Raw genomic sequence first — 25979 nt, 5'->3', positions numbered from 1 at the left:
ACTTCACCTTTAACATCGCTATAACATTTATATAGTCGGTGCGAGTTAAAGGTGCGAGTTTTTGCCCGAAGATATTGATAATAAACAAAGTATTTGTGAGCAAACACAAACTATGTTACTGATTTTAAGATGCAATATTTTGGGATAAACAATCGCTTATAAAGACTCTACAACCCAATATAATTTCTCTAAGAAATAACACCATGGTTTCCTATAGATTTCAGATAAGACGAATTTCATTTTTCCCAATATAGGCGCGACGCATTTATAATTTGATTTTATATATATAAAACACATTAGAAATTACCAATCCATTGATCTAGAATCTGCACTCAATTTTCACGCCACTAGATTAAGGTTATATTTTGAACAAAAACAAAATGTTATTGAGCGCTACCTTAAGCGCTTTGTTGTTAACAGGCTGTGGTTCTATCATCAACGGTACAACTCAAAACATGACAGTTAAAGCGACACCTTCGTCAGCTGACATCAAACTGCTCTCCTCAAACGGCTCCATTATTGCACAGTCAAAAGGCTCTCTTTTCTACAATCTAGAACGCTCTGATGGTTTCTTCGACGGAGCGAATTACAACCTTGAAGTTTCTTCTGCTGGCTACGAGAATCAAATAATCCCATTAACTTCTTCTGCAAGTGGTTGGTACATTGGTGGCAATATTCTTTTGGGTGGCCTGATCGGCTGGTTGATTGTTGACCCTGCAACAGGCGGAATGTGGGCAATCGAAGCCAAGAATGGACAAGATATTGAGAACTTGAATGTTGTACTTCTAGAAAATGCGACAGACAAAATGATGGCAGATGCAGTTAAGGTTAAATAGTTCTGCTGTTCAAGACCTTAGTTGCTTGTTTCACTAATACTATTTAGCCCCTCCTCAGGGGCTAAATTATCCGAACGTCAGCTTACTCATACTGCGGTAATAGAAGCTTTAACGCCTGATTAACCTGCCCTTTTTCTGCACTATTTAAAGAGCCCATCAGCTCATGTTGCGCTTGAAGGTGTTGCTCTATCAGTGAATCAATCAGCTCAAACCCTTTTTCTGTGAGTTCGACAGTGACGCTGCGGCGATCTTCTTTACTGTGCTCACGTGCAATCAGACCTTTCTTCTCTAGCTTATCAAGCCTATTTGTCATGGCACCGGACGTCAGCATCATGGATGAAATCAGCTCCGATGGCGTTAAACGATATGGCTGACCACTGCGTCGCAGCGTTGCTAAGACATCAAACTCGCCCATTTTGAGGTCGTAACGTTTGTGCAGCTCGGCAACGTGGTTCTCCATGTGCTTTGCGATTCTCATCAAACGCCCCATGATCGCCATCGGTTCGGTATCGAGCTCCGGCTTTTCCTTAGCCCACTGGCTTACCACTCTGTCAATTGCGTCCATTACCCTTTCATCTCCAAAGACATTTAGATTTACGATTTTATTTTAACATAAAGATACTTTACAAAAAGCCATCACGAGCGTACCTTTACAATAAATTATCTCAACGTAAAGATATTTAACATGAACATTTTACTCGCGATGATTCCGGCGTTCTTTTGGGGCACCACTTACGCCGTGACACAATTTACTCTACCAGACTGGCCGCCAGTGCTGCTTGGCGCACTGCGAGCTTTGCCGGCTGGCCTTTTGTTGCTTGCTATCAAACCATCACTACCAAAGAAACAAGATTGGAAGATCTTACTGGTACTCGGCACAATCAATATCGCCCTCTTCTTCGGACTCATCTTTGTTATGGCGTTGACCTTGCCTTCTGCAATTTCTGGCGTCGGTATGATTTCTGTCCCTGTGTTCGCGATGCTGTTTGGCTGGGTTGTGTACAAGCGACAACCGAGTTTGATTCAAGGGATAAGTGGCGCAGCGCTGATTGCATTGGCGTGGTTCCTGTTTGATCCTAGCTCGATCACACTTAACCCCATTGGCTTAATCGCAATGCTCTCGGCAATCATGTGTATCGTTATTGGCAGTAGCGTTACTAAGTCTCTTGGAGCAAGAATGCACTGGTGGACGGTGCTAACATGGCAGCTCATCTTAGGCGGTATCATTCTTTCTATCGCCGCAGCCATCTTTGCGAGCTTTAATCCAGAGCCGTATGTGAGTGCCCTACAAAACGCATCATTTAGAAACGTCGCTGGTTTATTGTGGGTCATCGTCCTTAACACCGCACTTGGTTACGGCATGTACGTGTGGCTATTGCAACGCATGTCTGTGGTGGACTTTACCTTCGGTGGTATCGCAAACCCAGTAGCTGGCATTGTTTCTGGCTTAGTATTGATGGGCGAAAGCTTCACTCCCGTTCAATACAGCTTGATGCTTGGCATGATCCTGATGTCACTCGTTCCGCAGCTGGTGATGTCGTTTAAACAAAAACGCAGCATCAATCACGCAAAGCCTTGTGAGTCATAACGCTCTGCAACGTGGAAAACAAAAGCCCGAGTTTATGCTCGGGCTTTTTGGTTCTGCATTCTTCACTTCACCGTTATCGGCTTATCTTTCACACCAGCGTAAAACACCAAAATCTCTACCGGCTCATCACCCGTATTTGCGCCAAAGTGCCATTGGTCGACGACTTCTGCAATTGCATCTCCGGCTTTCAGTACGATCTTTTCTTCATCCTTTTTCGTGACTGTGATTTCCCCTTTCAGCACAATGCCTGCATTAATGACAGGGTGTTGGTGCATGGGAAGCTGCACGCCCTTCGGGACGGTAATTTTCAAAATGGTGACTTCCGGTTGGCCTTTTGGGTATTCTGGCAGCGCAGTGCCATCCCAGCTGGTTGTCGTCTTTAGGACTACGTCAGCCTCTACTGAATCTGGCAAATGGGTGTCTGCCCATACAGAGCTAAACACCAATGAAAGTGCAATCACTGCGGTTTGAATAGGTCTCAAAATCCTCTCCTTGTTTATTGATAACCTTTGTTTAAACAGTAAGAGAGGATGGAAGATGATGACGAGTGGAAGAGAAGAAGTGTGAGCGAAACAGCGAAGCCTATTATCATGATGCAACAGCCGACTCTGTTGATGAGCCGAGCATCACTCTTCTACTAGGCTGATTTCGATGCGCTCTTTGCCTTTGCCGATGTTCTTTCGTTTCAGTTGAATGCGCCCAACTTCCGATGTGTTCTTTAAATGAGTGCCGCCACACGGAACTTGCGCAAAACCCTCAACTTTCCAGTAGCGACGCTGTTCGCTGGTATCAGAAAAGTCACTGATGATGCCAGCATGAGAATCGATCACACTTTGAGCTTGTTGTTGCAGCTCTGGCAGCAGTGGTTTAACGCTCTCATGCCACTCAAAATCAATCCGGCTTTTGTCGGCAGAAATGTGTGCACCGACTTTGGTCATCTCAGGAAAACGGTGAGTCACGACTTCAAGAATCACTTCCGCGGCGAAATGCAGTTTCATCAAAGCATAACGACGCGCCCAATCAATCTGCGTGGTCACGACTGCGCCAGCTTGAAAGTTTGGCTCATGTTCCAGTGTATAAACAATCGATAGACCTTGCTTCTCTGCCTTTATCACTTGGATGCCACCAATGGTGCCTGCATCGCTTTCTTGACCACCAGACTCGGCGTAAAAGATGGTTTCTTCTAACTCGATACAAGGCCCGTCTACGCGAGAAACGGTAGATTCCAACTCAACTTGATACGGGTCATCCCAAAATACTTTGTGCGTCATTGCCTTCCCTGCAATTTATCGTGGTGATGCCCTACTTTAGTTGAGTTTTATATCAATGCATAGCGTATCTTTGTGATTCTCTGCCCGATTTCATCCATAAAAAATGCCCACCGAATCGGCAGGCATTTTCTATTTCACAAAGTTTTAGCGCTAAATAGCGTCTTTATTGGGAGATCTTTTTCATTTGTAAGCCCATAAAGATGAAGCTGATGCCTTCAATCAGTAGCGAGATGCCCACAAACGTGCCCAATAGCGTGGTTGAGAATGCAGGATCATCAAGCAGCATGAAGAAGTAACCACCGATCAGCACTGAAATTACGCCACTGAATACAATAACGTTACTGCTTGGTAGGCTACGGTTACTCAAACCAAAGAAGATTCGAGTCAAACCGTTTAAGATCATCACAATCACCATCAACATGGTAATCGTGACAAGACCCGCCAGTGGTTTGAACAAGATAAACAGACCACCCACGATATACAGTACTGCACTTAATACGTACCAAAGCTTCTCTTTCCAAACATTGATGGAAAACGTGTGGTAAGCCTGAACCAGACCACTGAACAAGAGTACTGCACCCACGATGGTTGAGATCGTCACGCCTGCCAGTACAGGTAAACTCATGGCACCAATGCCCATTAGTGCGATGATAACGCCAACGATAACGAAGTATTTCCAGCCTTTAGATAGGAATGTAGGCTGTTGTGATTGATTAGAATTTTCCATTGAATGCCTCTTGAATTAAACGCGAGCCGCCTTTTCAGTCTAGTCTAATAAAATATAGAGAGTTCACAGACTTAACAGAAATACGTGTCCCGTTTGCATAAATGGATGTTAAACCCGTATCACATCATCGCCTATACGCTATTTTTGAATAATAAGTTTCAAGATTGCTGGATTAAACCAGTGCAAAACAAGGAGATGGAGAGTAGGATTAGCGGCTTTTCTAACGCCAGTTGCCTGACTTTTCTTTAGACGTTCCCACTCCTTTCATTCAGGCTACTTTTTTGAGGATGACATTTTGCTCGATCATCATATTCGCACCTTCATTTCTGAAAAGCTCAGCTCAGTAGGTATCAACAGCGACCCTTATGGTATTGAACTCACCTCTGTTTTTATTTTGGCGAGCCTTACTGCGGCCGCTCTCAGCTATTTGATAGTGCATCACCTGATTGTTAGAACGGCTAACAACGTTCTGATGAAAACCAACAAACCACTCGCTGAGAGTTTGACCAAGTATGACGTACTAGAGAAGCTGTCGCTGCTCATTCCCATTATGGTGCTCGATGTCTTCATTCCACTTGCTGTCGGTCATTACGATTGGTTGGCGACCATCTTCGATAGAATTTTAAGCATTTCTATCTTGGTCATCTTTGTGTGGATGATCTTCGCCCTACTCGATGCTATGAATGACATTGCGACGTTTAAAGGCATAACCAAAAGAATGCCGATCAAGAGCTTTGTTCAGTTGATTAAACTGTTCACCTTCTTTGTCGGCGTCGTGGTGTCCATGTCGATTCTCGCCAACGAATCCCCAGTCATTTTCTTGTCTGGCTTAGGTGTCGCAACGGGTTTTGTTATGCTGGTGTTTAAGGACACGATATTGGGCTTTGTTGCTGGCATTCAGCTTTCTGCTAACCGCATGATCAGCTTAAACGATTGGATTCAGATGGACGCCTATGGCGCAAATGGCACGGTAGAAGAAATCTCGCTGACGACGGTGAAAGTCCGAAACTTCGATAACACCGTAAGCATGCTGCCCGCCTATGCGCTAGTTCAGAACGCGTTTATCAACTGGCAAGGCATGTCTGATTCTGGTGGTCGTCGTATTAAGCGCTCCGTTAATGTCGACGTCACGTCGATTCGTTTCTTGTCTGATGAAGAAATTGAAAAGCTGAAAAGCATTCGAATTTTACGCCAATATATTTATGAAAAGTCGCGTGATATTAACGAATACAATGAAGAGATGAGCGACGAACCGGCGTTTGGCAACCTTCGTCAGATGACAAACTTAGGCATGTTCCGCGCTTATATTAATGCGTACCTAAAAGCGAACAAAGATATTCACCAATATATGCTTATCATGGTTAGGCAATTAGAACCCACACCGGAAGGTATTCCGCTTCAAGTTTATGCCTTTACCAATAATACCGACTGGGCGTATTACGAAGGCGTTCAGGCGGACTTGTTCGATCACATCTACTCTATTATGCCTTTATTTGGCTTACGTCCTTACCAAATGCTAACCAGTAACGACGCTAAACAAATTGCATTGGAAAATACCACCAGCAAAAACACTCAGTAAAATAACAATGAGGGTGAAGCCTATGCTTCACTCTCTAAACTGGGAGTGAGGCCTTTGCGATTGTAGCGATGCTCCGCTAGCACACCATCTTGCACCTTGTAACGCAAACCGTATTTACCAATACAGCCTCGCAACCTTGAGCGCGTCAAATCCGATAAATCAGATGCGGTACTTGCCTTGTCTACAAGCTGCACCCAATACGTTTCCATTTTGTCTTTCACTATGATCCCCCGACCAACATTTATAGATTTACCGAGAATTCTTGCAAATACCGATAGTGGTCTGGATAGCATACGACAGAACTTTTCTGACAGAATGCCTACGAGAATCGCAGATTTCTCGTTCAAAGCGGTATTAATACGTTGAAAATAAAGCTTTCCGTCTAATTTTTGGCTTGATTTAAAATGGAATCAAATTCCATAAAAAATGATAAATTATCGGTAATATATGCACTTGTGAAGGCAAACAATGGGGCATCTTACCTCTAAGTGCCCCCTTAAACCTAAGCAAGCGTCAGTTGTTAATCCATATTGAATGTTTGAACTTACAGCTTCCTCTTCGTTTTTCACGCCGTTGGCATGAGTAATTCAACCACATGTTTACGCAGCAAGGACAAGTACCTACACAGCGTCATTGTGATCTTCAGCTTTTCTGTTTTAGTGAACAATCATCGACAAAATTTACGGAGCTAATTTGAAGCTGTTGACTATTACACTCATTACAATGATTTACGTCAGATTGGACATATTTTTAGCCACGTTCTCTGCCCCCCGTTGTATTTCATCAATGACTGAGGAGACAAGTAGTAGTTGCTCATCGGTCTCAATAGAAGATTGACGAATAGAATGCATTGACGCTGATATCTGACTAGTAAGCGCAAGATTGTCCGAAACTACTTTACTTATTTCATTTGTCGAGCTCGATGTTTTCGACGCAAGAACACGAACTTCATCCGCGACGACAGCAAAGCCTCGCCCATGGTCTCCTGCTCTCGCAGCCTCAATTGCTGCATTTAATGCAAGCAAATTAGTTTGGTCTGCAATACTGCCAATGACTTGAACTATATTTTCTATACTCGCGGAAAGCTCATTGAGCCTATCAATCAAGGCAACTGAGCTCTCCACTTGCTCAACAACCGCAGATGATTGCTTTTGAGCTTGATAGATAGAGTTTTTACCGTCCGTCGCAACTTGTTCCGTCTCAACAGACGTACTACAAGCAATTGACAGCGCATCTTTTGAGTCGTTTTCTCTCATCACTTCTGAGGTGATATTCGTAGCAAACTTAACAACCTTATACATCTCATTTTTCTCATTAAAAATTGGGTTGTAAGATGCTTGAATCCAAATCTTCTCTCCGATAGATGACTTTCTCAAAAAACGACCGCTAAACGCTCTTCCATTTTGTAAGTCTTTCCAAAAGTCTGGGTTTTCTTTGTAAAACTCATCAAAGCAAAACATTTGGTGGTGTTTGAAAATCACCTGCTCTCTGGAATAACCTAAAGTATCTAGAAATGCCTTGTTGGCATCCAATACCTCCCCGGTCGGACTAAAGGAGATCACTGCAAAGGTCTTATCTAATGCAGTTAAGAGGTCTTGGTTATTCATACTAATTGCATGCGCTGTTGTAATATCTGAAGCTATTTTGGCAACTCTATCAACCCGACCTTGAGAAAAGATAGGAAAGTATGTGGCCTCAATAAACACCTCGTTTCCTCTTTTACTCCTTCGAGAGAATACGCCACTTTTCTCTTTTCCTGCCCTTAAATCATCCCAAAAATTAGAGTATGTTTGGGATGAAACTAATTCTTGAGAACAAAACACTGAGTGATGCTGACCGAGCACCTCTGTTCTTTCATATCCCATGCATGATAAGAAAGAGTCGCTTACGTCCAGAACATGACCTTGAAGATCAAATTCAATGACAGCAGTCGATGAATACAACGACCTGACAAAGTCCATATTCAAATCGACAGTATTTATTTCTTCTTTCTTTTTAAAAAACATAGGAGATAGCTCGCTCAATGTAGTTGCAATGGTGAGTTAAAGAAACAGTCATCAGTACCGAAAGAGGTTCCCCCCTTTATAACAGAATATAATCACATCCTTGTTCGTTAACTCTTGCTACTTTATTTAACCTAGTCCGCTTTAAGAATCAGATGAGACGTAAAAAGCCATCAGTTATTTCTTACCTTGTTGGTTATTTGATTTATTTTCCAAATTTATTACTTAAAGCTACAAATTATCTTTCAGCCAAGTCGTAAATTACGCTAATTGAGTGCCAAAAGTTAGAGAAACAAGTCGATACCTCTGACTCCTTAAAATAGAAGCATTTGTTATCTACAAGCCCAAACAATGCTTAATATTCTCCTATAAAACAAAAAGGATGGTCATGAACAACCATCCTTAGTTTTATTAGAGCAACCGCTACTTAATTCACTATTGAAGAATCGCGTTTATCCACATCGATTGTTCGAATCTCCAACTTTTCGCCACACACCCCATGTGCCACCAGCACCCGGCTCGTTACCGACTGTCCACCACTGGTTTTCCCATTCACTCCCTTTCCAAGACACGCGTTCGCAAGGAGAAGCGTAAGTTTTGCTAGACTCCCATTGAACATCGTTGGGAGTGGTAGGTTGTGCTTTTTGCAACACTCTCACTTCTGTGGAATCAGAAGTCACGCCATCACTGACCGTTAATAAGAAGCGGTAAGTAATGTCGGCCCCATGTTCATCAAAGCCTACGTTCGTCTTCGAGGCGGAAGGTGATGCTAGAATCGCAAGAGGGCTTGAAGGGGCGAGTTGCTGCCATTGATACATCAATTGGTCGCCATCCGGATCGCTGGAAGCATCCCCGGTTAAACTTATCGTCCCAGCACCTGTCAGCTCGTATTGGTTGCTTGTTGCGACAGCTATTGGAGGTTGGTTGACGTCTGTACTGTCGTCACCCTTGACGTACAACAAACGATTTGGCGAACCGTCGCCTACGTTGTACAGAGCATTTGCCGTGCTATTTTCTATCAGCAAGCGTTTTAGCTCACTCGGCGATGCTTTAGGATTCACTTCTAGCAATCGTGCAACTTGACCGGCTACATGTGGTGTTGCCATTGAGGTACCGGACATTGATTGATAACCACCATGGTTGCGGGCGGAAATAATGTTGGCTCCTGGAGCAAACAGCGTGACACATTCCCCCCAGTTAGAGCTATACCAACGGTAATCGTCGTTAGTGGACGCCCCAACTGTTATTGAGTATTCAGAATGAGGTGTTTTGGTACAGGCATCGGTGTTATTGTTCGCAGCCGCGTGTACAAATGGCAGGTTGTATTCAGTAATAAGCCTATCAACCGCTTGGTCGAGTGGAGCCCAACGAGAACTTCGAGAAATACTGTAGTTGATGACAGCTGGCTGACCTTGTTGCTTAGCATGTTCAATGACCCAATCAAAAGACTTAAGAATCTGGCTTCCCCAACCTTTGTTCTCACAATTCAAGACTCTCACCGAATAGATGTCCGCCTCCGGTGCGATACCGTATTGACGACCAGCGGCTGTGCCCGCAACGTGAGTACCGTGGCCATGGCAATCAGAAGCATCGCTGTCGTTATCAACAAAGTCCCAACCGGATTGAGCACGGCCACCAAAGTCAGGATGAGAAAAATCGATACCTGAGTCGATAACATAGATTGATACGCCTTTTCCGGTGTATCGCCCTACTTCGTATTCTCCATCCAAAGGCAACTCACGTTGGTCAGAACGATCCAATCCCCAAGAAGCGACTCGTTGTGAATTCTGGCCATGTACACCATCCGCGCTAAAGATAACGTCTGGGTAAACACCTTTAACCTCCGCCATCTCTTTTAGCTTATCGGCTTGACCTGTCGATAGTTTTACAGAGAAGCTATTGAGGTTTTGGTAGATACTGTCAGCCAAAACGGGGGCATGAGTTCGGAACGAACGTATGTGAACCGATTCAGTCACGTTCGCCAAACGTTGCAATACTTGATTTGCTTTTTCTTTGACAGAATTAACCTGTGTACTTCGCGTCATTTTATTTGGTGAACTCGCATCATCTAGGAGGACGATGTAAGTTTCACTTTGAGATGCATTGGCTGGTAAATGCAGCGCAACCGGCAAGGCGCAAAGAAATAATCTCTTGTAATTATCCATGTTTTCACCCTTATGAGATTCCATGAAAAACGTAATTTGTGGCTAGTATTTCTAATTTAGGTTTCTTGCAACATTGCATTTAAGAACACTGATTGTTCGAAGTATTAACTTTTCGCCAAACACCCCATGTTCCATCCGAGCCCGGCTCCGTACCTTGAGTCCACCACTGATTTTCCCATTCATTCTCTTTCCAAGAAACGCGTTCACAAGGCGTTGCGTATGTTTTACCTGCGTCCCATTTTGGACTTGATTGAGTCGCCTCCGCTTTCTGCGTAATCACTGCTTCTGCAGAGTCCGAAAGCTCACCATCGCTGACGGTTAAGGTAAATCGATAAATGACTTCACTCGTACTGCCAACAAACCGTACTTGGGTGTTTGCTTCTTTAGGGGATTCAATAACTGCAAGTGGAGATTTAGGAGAAGTCTGCTGCCATTGATACACTAAACCGTCACCATCAGGATCATTAGACTTTTCACCGATTAACATCACGGAGCCTGAGCCTGTCAATTCACCTTGCGAGCGAGAAACAATAGCGTTAGGCGCTTGGTTTTCCTCACCTTTTGACTCAACCAACATCACCTTTTCTTCCGTATTCGGTGCAAACGAGCCGCTATCCACCGGTGACGCCCATTGTCCAACGGTATTACTCAAGTACAGTCTGTAATCTTTGGCCGTACCATTTACGTTGCCGTCTTGTCGCGGTAGATATTCAACTCGGGATAACGCGACGCTTTGACCTAAGTCGATGATGATTTCGTGTGGAGCTTTACCCACAGGAGATTGGCTCCAACGTGAATGCCAAAACGTATCAGGATCACCATCAATAGCATTGCTTGCCGGACGTGGATATTGAGTTTCTTGGCTAGAAACCGAGACAATTCTCATGTTATCCGGAGACACTGTGCTGCCAGTTTGGTCAATAAAAGTCAGTTCTGCCGCAGAAGCAAAGTCTTGTCCTTTAATCTCTGAATCAATAACAAAGCGTGCGTAACGATAACGGTTTTGGGGCTCTGGTTGAGGGTCATCAGCGACATTCAGTTGCCATTGACGTTCACTGATAAGACGGTTGCTTGGGTCACGTTTCACTTTTTCAGTCGTGTCTTTCACGACCACTTTTAGAACATGACTTCCAGAGTCGAGATTTGTCGGGTTTACCGTTATTGCAGCCTGATCACCTTCTAAAAGAACGTCTCCATTTAAGGACCATTGAATAGCCACTCTGTCAGTCGGAATAGGTGTCGATACACTGAAAACTCGTTCGCTTTCCAATGCGACCGTGCTCGAAAAAGGAGAAACTGAAGCAACTGGGTTGATCGTCTCATACATTTTAAGGATCAAGGCTTCGCTATTCACTGAGCCAAATTCAAGGTTTGTTCCTAAAGCACGCATCAAGGAGTTTTTGGTCGGACGATATTTTCCAGTCGCACAGTATTGCGCGCCTTCGAACAGACCAACCTCATGATCATGTGCCATCCAATGCGACCATTTCACATTGCTTGTTTGCATCGTGACATTTTTTGCAGAGGGTTCACCATTCAGATTACAGTTACCGTAGCTGTATTCGTCCGCAAGCTTGCCGAAGGTATGACCCACTTCATGTAAGGCAAGTCCAACCGCACTGCTGTGGGTCGACATGGTTGCGACATTTCCGTAACCTACTCCACCGTATTTTTCTGTATTGGAGACAACAAGGAAAATCTCGGTCGCGGATTCCGGCAAGACAGCCTTAGCTTCATTCAACGAAACAAAACGATCTTTGAGTAGCAACAATCGGCTTGAACTGTCAGGGAAATAGCTTTTAAACGCGCTGCCGTCGAGTGGAGAACCAATACCGATACCTGATTGCTGGCTAGCTTTTTCGATTAACCAAACGTTGAAATAGTCTCGGTAATCGCGATAAGGTGACTTAGCAAAAAAACCATCGGTAATCAGTTTTGCATCGCTTCGGAATTTTTCTTTCTCTCCAGCGGTATACCCGTCTCCCAACAAAACTAAATCGATTTTTTCATTCGGAGACCCATTATCAATAAATTTGTAGGCAGATGTGGAAACACTACGTGTTCTAAGGGAAGCCAAACGCTTTGGTTGCACCATGAGCAGTTCAATAACTTCGCCAGCCTTATTTAAACTGTAGAAGCGAACAGAACTTCCTTTCTCTAATGTCGCTTGCTGAGCATGATCTAAACTCACCATTCCCTGCTCAAACCACTTTTCATGGGCCGCGACAAATTCACCCGTTTGCTCTTCAAATTCTTCAAACTGCAAGTATAAAGGGCTTTCAATATGCAGTAGCCCAACACGCTGATGAGCATCGTCAAGGACTTCGATCGCGATGAGCGCGGGTGTATCTAACCCCAGTTCTTCTGCGGTATATGCCACCCTTGAGGCATCACTCATCACTTCGATCTGGAACTCTTTTCCGATATGAACATCAGCTAAAACGGCTTGCGGAACAGCACTGAAACACGATAGTGCTAAAGCAAGTAACTTCAATTTTGGTTTAATCATATTTTTCTCCTTGTTTCCTAGCGTTTGCCTGGCTGACAAGTACAACGTGCCTTTGCCCAAAGGCATTGGCCTCGGCAATTGAAAAGATCATTTATTGATAATGAGAAAGACAAATCGGGAGGCAGTTCTCCCGACAAATTAACGAAGGAAAAGCATCATGGACATGCTACGCCAGCATTCTTCCATACACTTGATGTATCCGGCTGATCACCACGCGTCCACCACTTCGCCTCATACTTAACGCCGTTGTACGTCACTTGATCACCGCCGGAGTAAGCTTTTTGAGTTGACCACGGCAAGGCTACATCGCTGACAAGCTCCCAGGCATCGCTGTTATCAGGTTGATTGTTCTGGCTCCAGTACTTTGCCTTCCAAACGAGCTGCTTGTAGCTGACAAGGTCACCGCCTGAGTACGATTTGCTCGCTGACCACACAGCGTAGTTCGCCGCATTTGGGTCACTGATGCTGCAGGAATTGTTGTTGGCTTTGACTTTCACAACCGTGCTTGAACTGGCACTTTCCCCTGTTGGATCAGAGACGACTACACGGATCGTAAATTGGCTATCTACTGTTACTTCTGGAACCGTCAGACGAATCGTGCCTACTGATACAGGCTGATAAACTAAGCCTGATGTATGCCATTGATATGAAAGCACATCACCATCTTGGTCCGATGCCGTAGCGGTAATCTCAATCACCTCTCCAGATTTTGCCTCCATGCTTTGCGGGAGAGACACTTGCGGCGCATGATTTTGGTTTGCTTGAGGCTGAGCACTAATCATCACCGTATCTTCAGAGCTTACTTTTCCATCGGAGACAGAGACGGAAAAAACGTACGACTCCGCTTTGTTCGACTCCGGCAAAATAACACTGGTGTTAGCTTTGTCGGTAGATTGAATGGTCGCAGTTAAACCCGAGATTTGCTTCCACACGTAGGTTAACTCATCACCATCGGCATCTGTCGACTGGCTTGCAGACAGCGTAATGGTAGCGCCTGACAGCACAGACTGATCTTTACCAGCATGGGCAACAGGTGCACTATTCTCCGTAGGAGTTGAGTCGGTTAAGGAATCAGACTGAACAATTGAGACTTTGAGATCTTGCTTTGGTTTCTCAATGTCTAACGAACTCAACACCGTGTTATCGCAAACAACTTCTGCTCTTGTCGGTGCATCCGTTTGCTTGAGGTTGATGTGGAACTTGTTCATTACGTTATCGTCATAACGGAATCCAGCCAATTGGTAGTTGTCCGTTTGGTAGTTTCTACCGTTATACACTCTGACATAACATCCATTTGCGTTTAGGCTCTCTGCCGGAGTCGGCTGATAAACAAAGCCATACGCACCATGTAATGCTGGGAAAATATAACTATTAAGTGTCTGCTGAGGGTCGTAGTAACCGACGAGCGTTGTTACAGCGACACCGCTATCCGTAGGGACACGTGTTGGGTTATTTTCCGCTACCTGATCTTCACTGGTTTCTTGCCAACCTTTACCGTCACTGACGTAAAACTTGCTGTCACCGCGATTCAAGTTCACCGATTGGCCATTAATATGAACCGTCACGCCATACCCAGAGTAACGCGCAACATTCACCACTTTACCCGCGACAACATTTGCAGCATTCGGCAAGTAAATATCGCGAATCCAACGACCGTCTCCTGTTTCTACTTTTGTGATATCAAAGTCATTGATGTAACCCAACAGCACTGAACCTGACGTGTCATCTTTGATCGTATTTAGTTGAGATTGCGAGGCGATAGATTTGCCCAACAAGAGCGCTGGTTGTTCATACTCTTGCATCGTTTTGGTTTCACCGTCCCATTTACTAAAGCCAGTCGACGATGCCGCATCAAATGCCGCCTTTTTCTCCATAAAGGTCTGAATCTTTTCGAGTACAAACGGAGTGTGCAGGGTGTACTTGGAAATCGGTGAAGTTGGCTCACCGCCCCCCATTGCATCTCTGTTGAACTTATAGCCTTCGAAAGCCGGGATTCCTATGCCGTCGGTACAACAAACCTGATCCTGACCATTGCGCTTGTTCCACATAAAGTTAGCAATAAAACGTTGTTGGAATTGATCCCAACCCCATGCAGAGTTTATGTCTGTAGATGGCCGATGCGTTGTGCCATCCGTACCACCTGGCCAGTGCCCGAGGCCAAAGTTATGCCCGACTTCGTGGCTCCATTCATTACCCAACGATGAGTCGATAGTCACCATACCGTTGCCACCACTGCCACCGTGAGCAACCACGCCATTTTGATAACGCCCTACTGCGGCAATCGCTGTAATTTGATTCGCCGTATATGGATGCGGTCTCTCTGAGATCGCTGTTGAAGAGTTGATGCCATAGTTTGCTAGGTTGATGCCGTGCGACATCAGAATCTTGGTTGTATACGCGCGCATATCCCCTTTGTGCCAAGTACCCGTGCTCGGATCTAACTCGGTTAACAAACGGCCATCTGGCAGCATCACTTCATTGAGTTTCACTGTTTCGTATGGGTTAACGATCAACTTGCTTACCGGAATTTTTTGGAAGTAGTCTCTATGCCTTTCAGGATTGTCTGCGAAGTAAAAACGCCCCCTTGGATTGGTTAGCATCCCTAAATCCATCGTGTTTATCAGCAATTCGTTCGGCGCACCAATATCCAAACCGGAGAGGATGCCTGACGTGCTTCCATTCAGGAGCTCTAGAGTAAGGCCAGGCTGTATCCAAGTCGCTGGCAGTGTCACTGACCACATATCTTGCGCATACGTAATGTCGAGGTTTGGACCATCGTGACTCGGAAGTTGATCTGGTGGGTTTAGTGAGAGCACACCTAATTGCTCACCTTTCGCATCGCGCCCAATCACTCTCACTTGCGTCGAGCCCAGTACGTGGTCAACAGGTTTAACAAGTAGCAAAGTATCACGCAATGCAGTGAGGTGCGGCCTAGGATCGCCTTTATCGTTGTGATGAGGAACCGTGATGTTTTGCGCATAAATGACCATCGCCTCAAAATCACCCTGTAAGTCATTAGTCGGCTGATTATTATTGAATGGAATCACCTGAGCGTGAGTAACGCTCGTGAATAATAATCCGCAAGCGACACTTAACCCTACACTGACCTTATTTATTTTCATACCTTTCCCTTATGTTTGTATTTCAACCACTTTGTTTATTACTTTTTTCCCAGAAATTGTAAAAATCAACTTCATGAAATAAGATTTTTTCTCCCGAGAAAGATCAGGTTAAGACCTTAAAATATTTCTTATCGAACAAGCACGAACAGAGCTTCCATTTCATGACTTTAGAAATTACTTAATTAGCTTTAGAGAATTTAAATCTCTAACCTGAGAATTAACACCGCTTTCAAAGCCATCAAGACAACAATGATAGAACCCAAAATCCAGGAAGAAAAAGATGCTAAATTTCAATACCTTAAATTAGATGAAATTATTGAAGTTATAAATTAATTAAATATTTAGCAGCATATTTCTGTAAATAAAAGTTAAATGAATAAGTTTTAAACCAACCTCTTGTTGTTGAAAAGATCAGACTTTTACTACAGCACTATTATTTTCATCCGACTGATAAATAAGAAGATTAAAAAATATTGAATAAAGTCTGTTTAATATGGAATCAGAGTCATAAAATTCATTAGCCAATAAATCATGCTTCATAACTTGCTGAATCAATACCTCAGTTTTCAAAACTCTATTTGAAATTCATGATGTTTCGGAAATAAAAAGCGGAGAAGGAAAACCTTCTCCGCTTTATGCGTTATTTATACGTTCGAGGGAAAACTAAGGTGTCACGTCTGTAAACGTAAAAGTCCCGTTATCCAATTCGCGTTTCACTTCTTGCTTTTTGTCAAAGTCAATCTTCGTCAGGTCAACTTTCTTGATTCGACTGTCGTGCATCGTAGTGTAGTACAGCGCCTTGTTACCTTGATCGATCACTGAGGTCCATTGCGTCGCACTCGGCAAATCAGGGATATGTTCACGATATTCAGGCCCAAATTCTGTACCAATCGGAATATCGAAGTTGTTCAGAATGTGGAATGCTTGTGACACCGCCTCTTCGCCCGTTTTTGATTCCGGAGCAGTGTTGACGAAAAACGCCGCACGAACAAATCGCGATGGTGGCGTAATGTCACCTGGCATACCCAAAAAGCCAGAGCCAATACCGAACGACTTCGCTTCAACACCACCAAACTTGGTTGGCGCACTAGTGCCCGGTTGCAAATGAATGTAGTTGTTTAAATTGGTCACTTGCCATGGGAACGTTGGTGAGTTTGTTAGTACACCTACTTCGTTGTCGTAGATGTGTACTTGGCCATGATCCATGATTTCAATGACGATGTTGTTACCCGCTTTGTCGGTAACACGCCAGTGCCCAGTTGGTGAAGGTTGTCCTTTCTCATCGATATAAACCGGAACAATATCGATGTTTTTCATCGCTGTTTTAACTTCATCGACGGTTTTGAACTGCGACAGCATCCAACGAACAAAGTCCATATCAGCGATGCTGTTTGCACGGTCTTTCGCGTCGTACGCTTTTAGCGAGCCGTAACCTTTGAAGTAAAACAAACCGGCAGTCAGTCCTTCTTCATTGATACCTTCACCAATGAAGCGATCGTCACTGACGGAGATCCCAACAAAGCCGTACTTACTCTTCCAACTCAAACCTTGTTTCTGGTCCGGCATAGTCGAGGTAAACGTGTAATCACGGGGAGCAACAATCAACTTGCTGTTGAGATCGTTTTCGCCCCACTCAATTGTGCGAGCATGAATATGGTCATTCGCCACAGTAGAAAGAGAGATGCCAGTACAAGCACTCGCCGGAACGATAATGCTCGCAGAAAGCGCCATAGCAAGGAGGGTTTTCTTTATCATTTTTAGATCCACCAAGGAGGGGTAACATTTCGCGATTGTAGTCCTTTCTAGGCAACTTACAATCGAAAAGATATCAAAATGGTGGAATATAAAATTACTGACGATTTGGATAACACCGCCACTTAGATTGCACCAAGTGGCGGACGTTAGCCTCTATAACAAACCGAGATTACCCTCGACCGTCACTTTGACTTTTGTAACACCTTGCCTAGGATCCTCTTCAATATGCTTCAGCATATATTCGTCTCCAGAAATATGTTGAAGTTTGAACACAACAAAAGTCTGATGCTCACGCAAAAATTCATTCAAGTTCAAAACTTGACCAGTAGAAAATTTATTCTGACTTAATTTAAACATGAACAAAGTGTTTAAAAAAGAAGCATAGTAACCAGAATTTACCACTTGTGTTTCTTTATCGTAGTTAGCATCAGAAATATACCTTCCATTTGAACCTACGATATGAACTGAACGTTCTGGAAACTTTCCTTTAATAACAAATTGACTTGTAAATGCATTCACCCAAGGCAAACTAAGAGACAACACAATAAGAGCGAATAAAATTGCGACTTTCCTTCTCATTTTTATCACCACCAATCTTTTCTCCCTGAAAAGATTATTTCATCCAAGTAGATTTCTTGATCCGCCTTTTGCATTTTTCCTACCCACCGACCTTCTTTCTCCAGTAGCTTAACGGGCGTCATTCCTGGAGAATATAATTCCATATCAATATCGACCACTTTTTCAGCAAAGTCAGGTTCGAGTCCATCTAAATAGCTCCCTCCTAAAGTCAGAAAATACATGGAAGTTCCAATCGTCGCATATATTCCTGAATCAACCTTATAAACCTTCCCTTCATAGATGTTAATCGCTTTATACATACCTGATTTCGCTGTCACTAGCACTTCAAGACCACTATCCTGGAAATGTGTGTAACTTGAGAAGTAAGTTCCTAATGATAGGTACCAAGGTATAGAAAGTACGGCAAACGTCGATAGACCAAGCTTTAGCGACAATCTTCTTACCTTATCCATAGAAGCCTCCATAACATTCAAAACACTCAAATGCCTCTCTATAAATAAAGAAAAAAGTGAGTGCTATGATCACTAATCCAATTGACAACTCCCAAAACATGGGGTCTTTAACAAATGATTTCATATGTGAGGTCATCGTTTTTCCACTGTTAGCGCCAATGTCAGACAAAGGTAAAGTATGAGGAATGATGGTAGTAGCTTGAGAATTTCTCGTATCATTTTTCCCTTCGTTGTCATTGTTTTGAACTAGTTCAATTGGTTCAGCAGTAACATTCGAATGGAATATTTCTATTTGCCTTGCATTTATAAAGACATACCCTTCTCCCGGTAGATTATTAATCTCAAACCCTTGCTTTAGACTATTGAGCTTCTTTCTCAGTTTCATTATTGCGACAGCAAGGGAGTTATCTCCAACAACTCTCCCTGGCCACCCTCTTTCAATGAGGGTTTGTTTATCTATTACCTCTCCGTGTGAATCACAGAACACTAAAAGTAAATTATATTCACTCCGGTTTAATTCTAGTGGCTGATTTTCTTTGCCCGATTCACTATCGATTAAAATTATCGTTCTTCTTACAGTATCAATAGAAAGTCGTTTGTACATTTTTAGTCCCGTTGTTTGTTAGTCCACTTACATTTACATAAAAAAACATAAAGCGCATAAATTCAAACAGTTAAACTTCAAAAAATGGCAATTAAATGTTTTTAACCACATTGACATCACTATTAAGAGCTTTTTAATTCACAGAGTTTGATCTTCTGCGCAAAATGCCCGCTTTTCCACACCAAAACGTTCGTTTCCTATTTATCTGGAAAAACGAACTTATTAATAAACATAGGTAATAAATATGAAAGTAAATGCATTTTTCACACTTGGCGCATCGGCATTAATTATGGCTTCAGGCGCAGTAAATGCAGAAACAACAGCCGTAGAGCAAGCAACAGCAGATGCGATTTGGACGGGTGTAATTGGGGGCTCAGTTCCAAGTTCAAACTTAATTATTACAGGTGAAGCTGGTGGTGACATAAAGCCGGGTACTTTATATGTAAACAGTGATGGTACTTTTACTTCTTCTGATGTTGTTCTGGAAGCTCGTGACTACACTCCGGCAACAGATGGCGCAATACCTACGGAAGAAGTTATCGGTGATCGTCAGCCGGCCGCAACTTGGACATACACAAACTCACAAGTAATGATTGGGGGTCAAGTTACAAAAGACGCAACTCTAGTCCTTTCTGACGCAATGTCGGGTACTGATTTAACAAAAGGCACATTAAACGAAGTCACTGGTGGTTACGTTCAGCTAACAGTTTCAAACGGCACAGAAATCACCGATGTGCCAGTAGAGGGTGAAGCACAAGTCATCGTACAGATGGCAGCAAGCTACGACGATTCACTTTAATTAAACTAGGGGGAAACGTGAAAGCATCAACACTCATTAAAGTCGCCTTCTTATTGCTAACGATGTTTAGCTTCGGAACTAAGGCAGAAACCTACATCTTTCGCCTAGTGAGTGAGATCGATAAAAGTAACTTCTTTTCTTACCAGATCAGGAAAGTCACGTTTTCCCCTGCCAACATAACACTGAGACCAAACACAGAAACCAATACGTTTCATGATGCGTTTACGCTTTTGACCGTTGATACCGATATTCCGAGTTCCGACGTATCAATGAAGTTCCAGTTGTTTATGAAAGGTAACACTGCACAGTGCTTTGATATCGAAGAGACGGCGTTAGTGACGCCGTCTGATTTTGCAAAAATTTTTATTGCTGAACAGCCACTGACCGAGCTCACGCCTGCTTTACTCGACTTTAACAAGACATCTGATGGACTAAAAAGTGGTGAGTATGACGTCAAGCTCACTTTTGGTGAGATTCCAAATGGCGCAAATATCTGCCGAGGAGAATTTTCTGTTCTAGCGGAGTTGTCTCTGTGAAAAAAACAAGGTTATTTACCACTGCTGCGTTAAGCACCATTACTCTCCCTCTGATTGCATCTGCATCTTCTGTTCCTGAAGGTTTCCAAGATTTCTTCCAACAACAGAAACGAGACGTAGAGATTAAAGGCATTGATGGCACGTTTTTTAGTGTTCCAATGCTTGTAACTTATGACTCTGTAAGACTGGAAGATCCTAAAGACGCTCGTGGCTTCATTACACATCTCGTTTTATCAGGTTTGAGCGAAGATGCCGCTCGTGAAATCGTAAGTACCTTACAGCATGGTCAATCCAACAGTGTTGATTGCATTGGGGATTTAAACCTCTGCTCTCTTGCACCACAAACCTTTGACACCTTTTACGATTATCACTCGAACAAGTTATACCTTTATGTAAATAAAGAGATGCTAGAGGACAATAAACCCAAAGCTATCCAGAAAAACTATGCCGCTACCTATAACGAAAATGCAGGGATAATCAATGATGCAAGCCTCTATACTTCTTCCGATTTATCAGATAACACGACCGTATCACTTAGTGACCAACTGATATGGGGTCTACCCTATGGGTCAATCCATATAGATTCTTACGTCAGTAATCAGGAAGACGCATCGGAGTTGAACTACGGATACTATAATCTCGAGTACAAAGCCGTACGAATGACCTCGGGCTATCACCAAGACCGCCTTGCATTAAATAGCACCTCATTCCTTTTAAATGGTACACAATATCACGATCTAAACGCGAGCTTGTCTTCTAGCAAAAACCTTAGTCGTACCAATAAAAAAGATGAACAATTTTTGTTCTACTACGCGCCGTCTCCCGGTGTCCTGAAAGTCTACAAAGATGATCAAATCATCGTTCAGCGCTCCGTTGGTGAAGGTCAAGGCAGCTTGCGTTATTCAGAGTTACCACATGGTGTTTATGATGTTGTCATAGAGATCTCAACCGGTAATCAAGTAGTCTCATCTGAATCAGCTCGAATCTACAACGCAAACACTGACACATTAAATACCGGAGAGTTTGACTACTTGCTGTCTGCTGGCCAATTTCAAGGTAACGAAACGACTCAACTTAACCCCAACAGCACAACAGAATTAGCTCAATCATTTGACGATACCCCCTATGTACAAGGGCTTGTAGCTTATAAGTGGTCAGACGCTCATACCGTCGCCATTGGTTCAACCATCACGGATAACTACGTGATGAATCAAATTGGATTCAAAGGCTACCTCCCTTTCGATAGCCGATATGAAGTGTCCTTGTCGAGTATCGATAGTGAAGCGTTCTATGTATCTGGATACTGGAACATCGATAGCATTGGCATTACTTATGAAAAACTGACAAACGACGAGCGAAATCTATTCGCTGAATATTTGTATGGCGCAACAAGCAAAGAACAACTGAGCATTTCGAGTAGCTTTGCATTAGGCGCCGATATTCGGGGCTATGGGTCGGTGAACTACTTGAACCAAATTGATTTTTACGAAAATGAGCTCACAAACTGGTTCATTTCATCAGGTCTGAGTATGCCTTTTATTCTGAATTCCAGCTTGGATTTAAACGTTAGTTTCAGCAATGAAGAATTGGTTTCAAATTGGGATCAAGGTGAAGCGACCATCGCATTAAATTGGTCAGTCCCACTGTCGTCAATTTTAAGAGGCAACGCCGGTGTAACTTTTGATGAAGACGGTTTTAGCCAATACACAAACAGTTTGGAAAGCCGTGATCTTGTTAAGCGCGATGATACTGACTTGCGGGTGACACTAAGCAATAGCTACTCACAGAACTCACCAGATACAACACTAAATAGCCTGACAACCTATGGCTCACAACACAACCGTCACTATCAAGCTGATGGCTTTGCCTATATCGCAGATAACGGCGAACGCTCTTTTAACGCTACGCTAAGCAGCACACAGGTAGTTGGCAAAAACAGCCTGAACTTCACTACACAACATAGTGATGCGTTTGTAGCTGTCGATACCAAAGACAATATACGCTTTGATAAAGACGAAGAACAAACAAAAGGCCTGTTGGTTATACGCTCTAACGATAAGTTTAACCGCAAGGAGTACATCAACAACGAGTCGGCACTCATTCCTTTAGGAGAATACCAAGCCAGTACCGTTGAACTCGATGTAGAAAGTGTCGCTTTACACAACAGCGGTCAGCAATCAGTCACCGCTTACACCCATCCAGGAACCGTTGTGGAGCTGAACTCTAACGTGAGTCGAGTCATTAGCTTTGTCAGTAAATTTAAAGACATCTTTGGAAACAATATCGAAGAAGTGAAATGTTCAGGCCCAGCCTGTTTGGAGATATCTAACATCACTTCTGGTATTCACAAAATAGATGTACAAGAGGGCCTGAGCTTCACTCTGACCAGTGACGGCCAACAGTGCTACTTACCTTCGGTTGATGATGCAAAGCAATTGAACTTTGGCACCAACTATTGTCAACCTGACCTATCGCCTATGGAGTCCATCGTTCTTGTAAAAAATAATCGAGAAATCAATGTTATGTACATTGGTGAATTTGATGACCTAGCAATGATCAAACCGCAACTCCAAGCCATGACAGATCAAGGCATGGAGATCCTAACCACGCAGCTGGGACGTAAGTCTTTCGTTTACCTAACTGGTGAAACAGGGCTTCAGCTGACCCAACAGCAACAACAAGATATTGAAAACGTTGCGCGATATGCCAGCTCCGAAACACCACGAGAGCAAGATTTTGTACTTAACAGACCAGAAGGAAATTGATGATGAGAACATTTCCCATTTTGATGACATCACTATTAGCTAACTCTGCATTCGCGATGAACATCGACACTATGCTGCTTATCGGTGATGAATACGGAAATGGCGTATTCACCATCTCAAATGAAGGAGAAACAACAGAGTTTATTCAATCGAATATTACTCAAATCGAAGTGAAAGAAGGCAACCTGATCCGTACTCCCTATACAGAGGACAACTTCGAAGATTGGCGAGTCACCCTAACTCACCCCAAAATGATCCTGGAAGCAGGTCGCCAAAAACAAGTTGGTGTCCGCTCCCTTTGTGGTAGCAAATGTGATTTCATTCAAGATCAATACTTCTTGGTGAGTTTTGAACCTTCTCCATACGATCCTGAAGGCAAATCAAAGTCCGCTGTTGTCATCAACTTTGGTTATCGTCCTCTTTTTGTCATTCCGGCAAAAAAACAAAACATCGACTACACGATCTCCCTAGAAAATGGGCAGTTATTTATTAACAACAAAGGAAACAGTTTTATACGTGCTTATATCGATGAATGCACTGATGACATCACGGAGGACTGCGAACTTACAGCGATGTCTCTTGCGGGTCGTGAACGTGCTTATGAACTACCAAAGAACATAAAGTCCACTAATTTAAACGTAACTATCGTTAATCACGATGAAAGCTACCGTGAAAAGCTCACCTTAAGGGAGAGCGAAGAATGAAGCGCGCTCTATGTTACTCTCTTATCTGCGCGTCACCATTGGCTTATTCGTCAACGTTGAACATTGATATTGAAGGCCAACAATTAAGATTTGAAAATGCACTCTCTTTAGGTGCATCTTCTTATACATTGAGTGATTGGACTGTAGCGAGTAGTCTAACGCCAACAAAACGATTTCTTCCCGGAGCTTATTTATCAAACAAGCCTGACAAAATCACATTATCCTCTGCTTCTGGTCAAAGCGTTGAAGCACCTATTTCAGTCAATGGGCTTCAGTACAACGTTTCATCCAACTCTTATACTCGTACCGATAACGCATTGGTAAGCCCTACTTGCACAATATCACAGGTGTCCGGAAATACCGTTCATTTAGAAGATGGTACAACGCAAACTTGCAACGCAGATTTCTCATTAGACTACACAGAATCAATCACACCTTTCTACTTCTATCGACCTACTTTTAATTTGGATACAGCCGCCTTGCTCGCAGCTTTTAATGGTAAGCCGAAAGGCGTTTATGCAGGTACAATCCAAGCAGATATCAAATATTATTATGAGTCATTAGGGGGAGCGCTAACCTATCGCGTGATTCCTGAGGTGTTTACTGTGAATGTCAACTATGTGCCAAATACGTTAGAGAGTATCGAAGTCTCCGGCGACGGCATCATGGAGCCCGTCTATGACACGGACAATCACACGGTCTCGGCTGATACGACATTTAACATTACCGCTTTAGGCCAGTTTAGTACCGGGCTTTATATCACTCTGCTTAGTCATGATTTTGAACTTAAGTCGAGCGTTGGGGAAACCACAATTCCATTTTCTGTCACTTGCCTGCAATCCAATTGTGAAGATCAGGTGTGGATTAAAGATGGTGTTAGCCAACTAGAGAGTGATGAAACTTCATATACGATTGACACACCAAGTAACGTCATCAACTTTGACCTTAAGGTTAGCTACCAAGATATCCCATCGACTGAGGTAGAGACCGGAGCCTACACAGGCAGCTTCACCGTTATGTTTGAGGAACTCTACTAATGAAACCATCTTTAATATGGATCAGCTTAGCATTGACCTACCCTAATCTCTCTATGGCTCAAGAGTCTAATTGGTACGTAGGTGCTGGCGTCAATCATACAGGTAAAATGGATTCAGATGTCTCTGACTCATCACTGGGTGGTCAAATTAATGTTGGTTACGAGTTCCACCCAAACTGGGCCATCGAAGCATCTACCGGTTACTACGGCAATTTGGATATGGTGATTCCTGGAGATTACCGAAATACAATTGAAGAAGAGACCCGCTACGGCTCAGATATATCGCTTCTTGGCTCCCTTTCATTATCACAGTATTACAATCTGTACGGTGGCTTAGGGGCTCAAGTAGAGGGTGGAGACATCTCTCCAATAGGTCAGTTAGGTATTCAATATGAATACAGCCCTTCATGGTCAATCAAGTTTGGCTACAAGTTTCTGTGGGCATCTAAATCCGAATACAATTTGCAAGTGTTAGGTTTAGGGCTTCAATACCACTTCGCACGTCCTGAAACTGATGTTGAACAAGAGCCAAGTTATGATGATATTAGTGCTATCGCCTCGACCAAAGTACCTACGTCAACCCCAGAGAAAACGGCGACTAAAACACGCTGCAGGACCGACACATACATAGTGAAGAAAGGTGACTGGTTAATTAAGATTGCCTATCAGCACAACTTATCGTTTAGTGAGTTTAAAGCGATAAACAACGACTTTAGACAGATTGAAGACCTGAACCTAATCTACCCGAATCAAGAAGTATTGGTTCCAATTGCAGGTTCTATTTGTCCTCAAGTTCAATAAATAACTTCTTCCGTTAGTGTTTTTTGTATAGCCCCGCACAGGGGCTTTTTTAGGTTTGAGCAATAGTCGTTCTTCAACCTTAAGTGCTAACCTTGTTATTTCATTGTCTCATACAAGCTCAAAAAAACCGATTGTATCCTATACATGT

At 43.3% G+C, this 25979-nt stretch carries 21 protein-coding genes and 2 pseudogenes; 9 read left to right on the top strand and 14 right to left on the bottom strand.

Going from position 1 to position 25979, the window contains the following annotated elements; translation table 11 throughout:
- Window positions 1–365 precede the first annotated feature (365 nt).
- Window positions 366–836, top strand: a complete 471-nt coding sequence (locus tag KIT90_RS05145; RefSeq protein WP_050557392.1) for a hypothetical protein — start codon at window positions 366–368, stop codon at window positions 834–836.
- A gap of 82 nt (window positions 837–918) precedes the next feature.
- Here KIT90_RS05145 and KIT90_RS05140 read toward each other — a convergent pair whose 3' ends face one another.
- Window positions 919–1401 (bottom strand): MarR family winged helix-turn-helix transcriptional regulator, encoded by a 483-nt coding sequence (locus KIT90_RS05140; RefSeq protein ID WP_020197361.1) that lies wholly within the window; start codon window positions 1399–1401, stop codon window positions 919–921.
- Window positions 1402–1521: 120 nt separating this feature from the next.
- On the opposite strand from KIT90_RS05140, the gene KIT90_RS05135 reads away from it, so the two are divergent.
- Window positions 1522–2424, top strand: a complete 903-nt coding sequence (locus KIT90_RS05135; protein ID WP_285375686.1) for a DMT family transporter — start codon at window positions 1522–1524, stop codon at window positions 2422–2424.
- A 62-nt stretch (window positions 2425–2486) separates the two neighbouring features.
- On the opposite strand, the gene KIT90_RS05130 is transcribed toward KIT90_RS05135, so the two are convergent.
- The 3 genes from KIT90_RS05130 to KIT90_RS05120 all read right to left on the bottom strand — a co-directional run bounded on the left by KIT90_RS05130 (window position 2487) and on the right by KIT90_RS05120 (window position 4422).
- Window positions 2487–2906 (bottom strand): cupin domain-containing protein, encoded by a 420-nt coding sequence (locus tag KIT90_RS05130; protein ID WP_045481250.1) that lies wholly within the window; start codon window positions 2904–2906, stop codon window positions 2487–2489.
- 144 nt (window positions 2907–3050) lie between these two features.
- On the bottom strand, window positions 3051–3695 hold the full coding sequence (locus KIT90_RS05125; protein ID WP_285375683.1) for an alanyl-tRNA editing protein: 645 nt from the start codon (window positions 3693–3695) through the stop codon (window positions 3051–3053).
- 163 nt (window positions 3696–3858) lie between these two features.
- A complete protein-coding gene (locus KIT90_RS05120; RefSeq protein WP_009706029.1) occupies window positions 3859–4422 on the bottom strand; it encodes an HdeD family acid-resistance protein in 564 nt (187 codons plus the stop codon).
- A gap of 295 nt (window positions 4423–4717) precedes the next feature.
- Between KIT90_RS05120 and KIT90_RS05115 the strand changes: the two genes are divergently transcribed.
- On the top strand, window positions 4718–6001 hold the full coding sequence (locus tag KIT90_RS05115; protein WP_122067636.1) for a mechanosensitive ion channel family protein: 1284 nt from the start codon (window positions 4718–4720) through the stop codon (window positions 5999–6001).
- 20 nt (window positions 6002–6021) lie between these two features.
- On the opposite strand, the gene KIT90_RS05110 is transcribed toward KIT90_RS05115, so the two are convergent.
- The 10 genes and pseudogenes from KIT90_RS05110 to KIT90_RS05070 all read right to left on the bottom strand — a co-directional run bounded on the left by KIT90_RS05110 (window position 6022) and on the right by KIT90_RS05070 (window position 19190).
- Window positions 6022–6210 (bottom strand): hypothetical protein, encoded by a 189-nt coding sequence (locus KIT90_RS05110; RefSeq protein ID WP_020197357.1) that lies wholly within the window; start codon window positions 6208–6210, stop codon window positions 6022–6024.
- Between the two features lie 519 nt (window positions 6211–6729).
- A pseudogene (locus KIT90_RS27895) lies at window positions 6730–7101 on the bottom strand (methyl-accepting chemotaxis protein); the annotation flags it as partial.
- 156 nt (window positions 7102–7257) lie between these two features.
- Window positions 7258–7962 (bottom strand): annotated as a pseudogene (locus tag KIT90_RS27890) (PAS domain-containing protein); the annotation flags it as partial.
- A 494-nt stretch (window positions 7963–8456) separates the two neighbouring features.
- Window positions 8457–10169 (bottom strand): S8 family serine peptidase, encoded by a 1713-nt coding sequence (locus KIT90_RS05100; protein WP_285375676.1) that lies wholly within the window; start codon window positions 10167–10169, stop codon window positions 8457–8459.
- A 79-nt stretch (window positions 10170–10248) separates the two neighbouring features.
- Window positions 10249–12678, bottom strand: coding sequence for a M64 family metallopeptidase (locus tag KIT90_RS05095; RefSeq protein ID WP_285375675.1), 2430 nt, complete (start codon window positions 12676–12678; stop codon window positions 10249–10251).
- 155 nt (window positions 12679–12833) lie between these two features.
- Window positions 12834–15800 (bottom strand): M66 family metalloprotease, encoded by a 2967-nt coding sequence (locus tag KIT90_RS05090; protein ID WP_285375674.1) that lies wholly within the window; start codon window positions 15798–15800, stop codon window positions 12834–12836.
- A gap of 663 nt (window positions 15801–16463) precedes the next feature.
- Window positions 16464–17555, bottom strand: coding sequence for a linear amide C-N hydrolase (locus KIT90_RS05085; protein ID WP_038896872.1), 1092 nt, complete (start codon window positions 17553–17555; stop codon window positions 16464–16466).
- Window positions 17556–17708: 153 nt separating this feature from the next.
- Entirely contained in the window at window positions 17709–18134 is a 426-nt protein-coding gene (locus tag KIT90_RS05080; RefSeq protein ID WP_285375673.1) for a hypothetical protein, read from the bottom strand.
- A 5-nt stretch (window positions 18135–18139) separates the two neighbouring features.
- A complete protein-coding gene (locus KIT90_RS05075) occupies window positions 18140–18586 on the bottom strand; it encodes a hypothetical protein (protein WP_045410868.1) in 447 nt (148 codons plus the stop codon).
- A complete protein-coding gene (locus KIT90_RS05070) occupies window positions 18579–19190 on the bottom strand; it encodes a transcriptional regulator (protein ID WP_285375671.1) in 612 nt (203 codons plus the stop codon). The genes KIT90_RS05075 and KIT90_RS05070 overlap by 8 nt, the downstream gene beginning before the upstream one ends.
- Before the next feature lie 244 nt (window positions 19191–19434).
- On the opposite strand from KIT90_RS05070, the gene KIT90_RS05065 reads away from it, so the two are divergent.
- Genes KIT90_RS05065 through KIT90_RS05040 form a run of 6 tightly spaced genes read left to right on the top strand, consistent with a single transcriptional unit; the run spans window position 19435 to window position 25831 of the window.
- Window positions 19435–19989: a hypothetical protein gene (locus KIT90_RS05065; protein WP_045410862.1), complete on the top strand. Its 555-nt coding sequence runs from the start codon at window positions 19435–19437 to the stop codon at window positions 19987–19989.
- Window positions 19990–20006: 17 nt separating this feature from the next.
- Window positions 20007–20525: a hypothetical protein gene (locus KIT90_RS05060; protein WP_285375667.1), complete on the top strand. Its 519-nt coding sequence runs from the start codon at window positions 20007–20009 to the stop codon at window positions 20523–20525.
- Entirely contained in the window at window positions 20522–23290 is a 2769-nt protein-coding gene (locus KIT90_RS05055; RefSeq protein WP_285375666.1) for a TcfC E-set like domain-containing protein, read from the top strand. The genes KIT90_RS05060 and KIT90_RS05055 overlap by 4 nt, the downstream gene beginning before the upstream one ends.
- A complete protein-coding gene (locus KIT90_RS05050; RefSeq protein ID WP_306310004.1) occupies window positions 23290–23994 on the top strand; it encodes a hypothetical protein in 705 nt (234 codons plus the stop codon). Before KIT90_RS05055 ends, KIT90_RS05050 begins: the two co-directional genes overlap by 1 nt.
- Window positions 23991–25031 (top strand): hypothetical protein, encoded by a 1041-nt coding sequence (locus KIT90_RS05045; RefSeq protein ID WP_285375665.1) that lies wholly within the window; start codon window positions 23991–23993, stop codon window positions 25029–25031. Before KIT90_RS05050 ends, KIT90_RS05045 begins: the two co-directional genes overlap by 4 nt.
- Entirely contained in the window at window positions 25031–25831 is an 801-nt protein-coding gene (locus KIT90_RS05040; RefSeq protein WP_285375664.1) for an outer membrane beta-barrel protein, read from the top strand. The genes KIT90_RS05045 and KIT90_RS05040 overlap by 1 nt, the downstream gene beginning before the upstream one ends.
- Window positions 25832–25979 lie beyond the last annotated feature (148 nt).

The organism is Vibrio sp. B172a, from assembly GCF_030248355.1.
GTDB lineage: Bacteria > Pseudomonadota > Gammaproteobacteria > Enterobacterales > Vibrionaceae > Vibrio > Vibrio owensii.
Note: the sequence above shows the minus strand (reverse complement) of the source record. Positions and strands in the feature narration are given on the sequence as shown.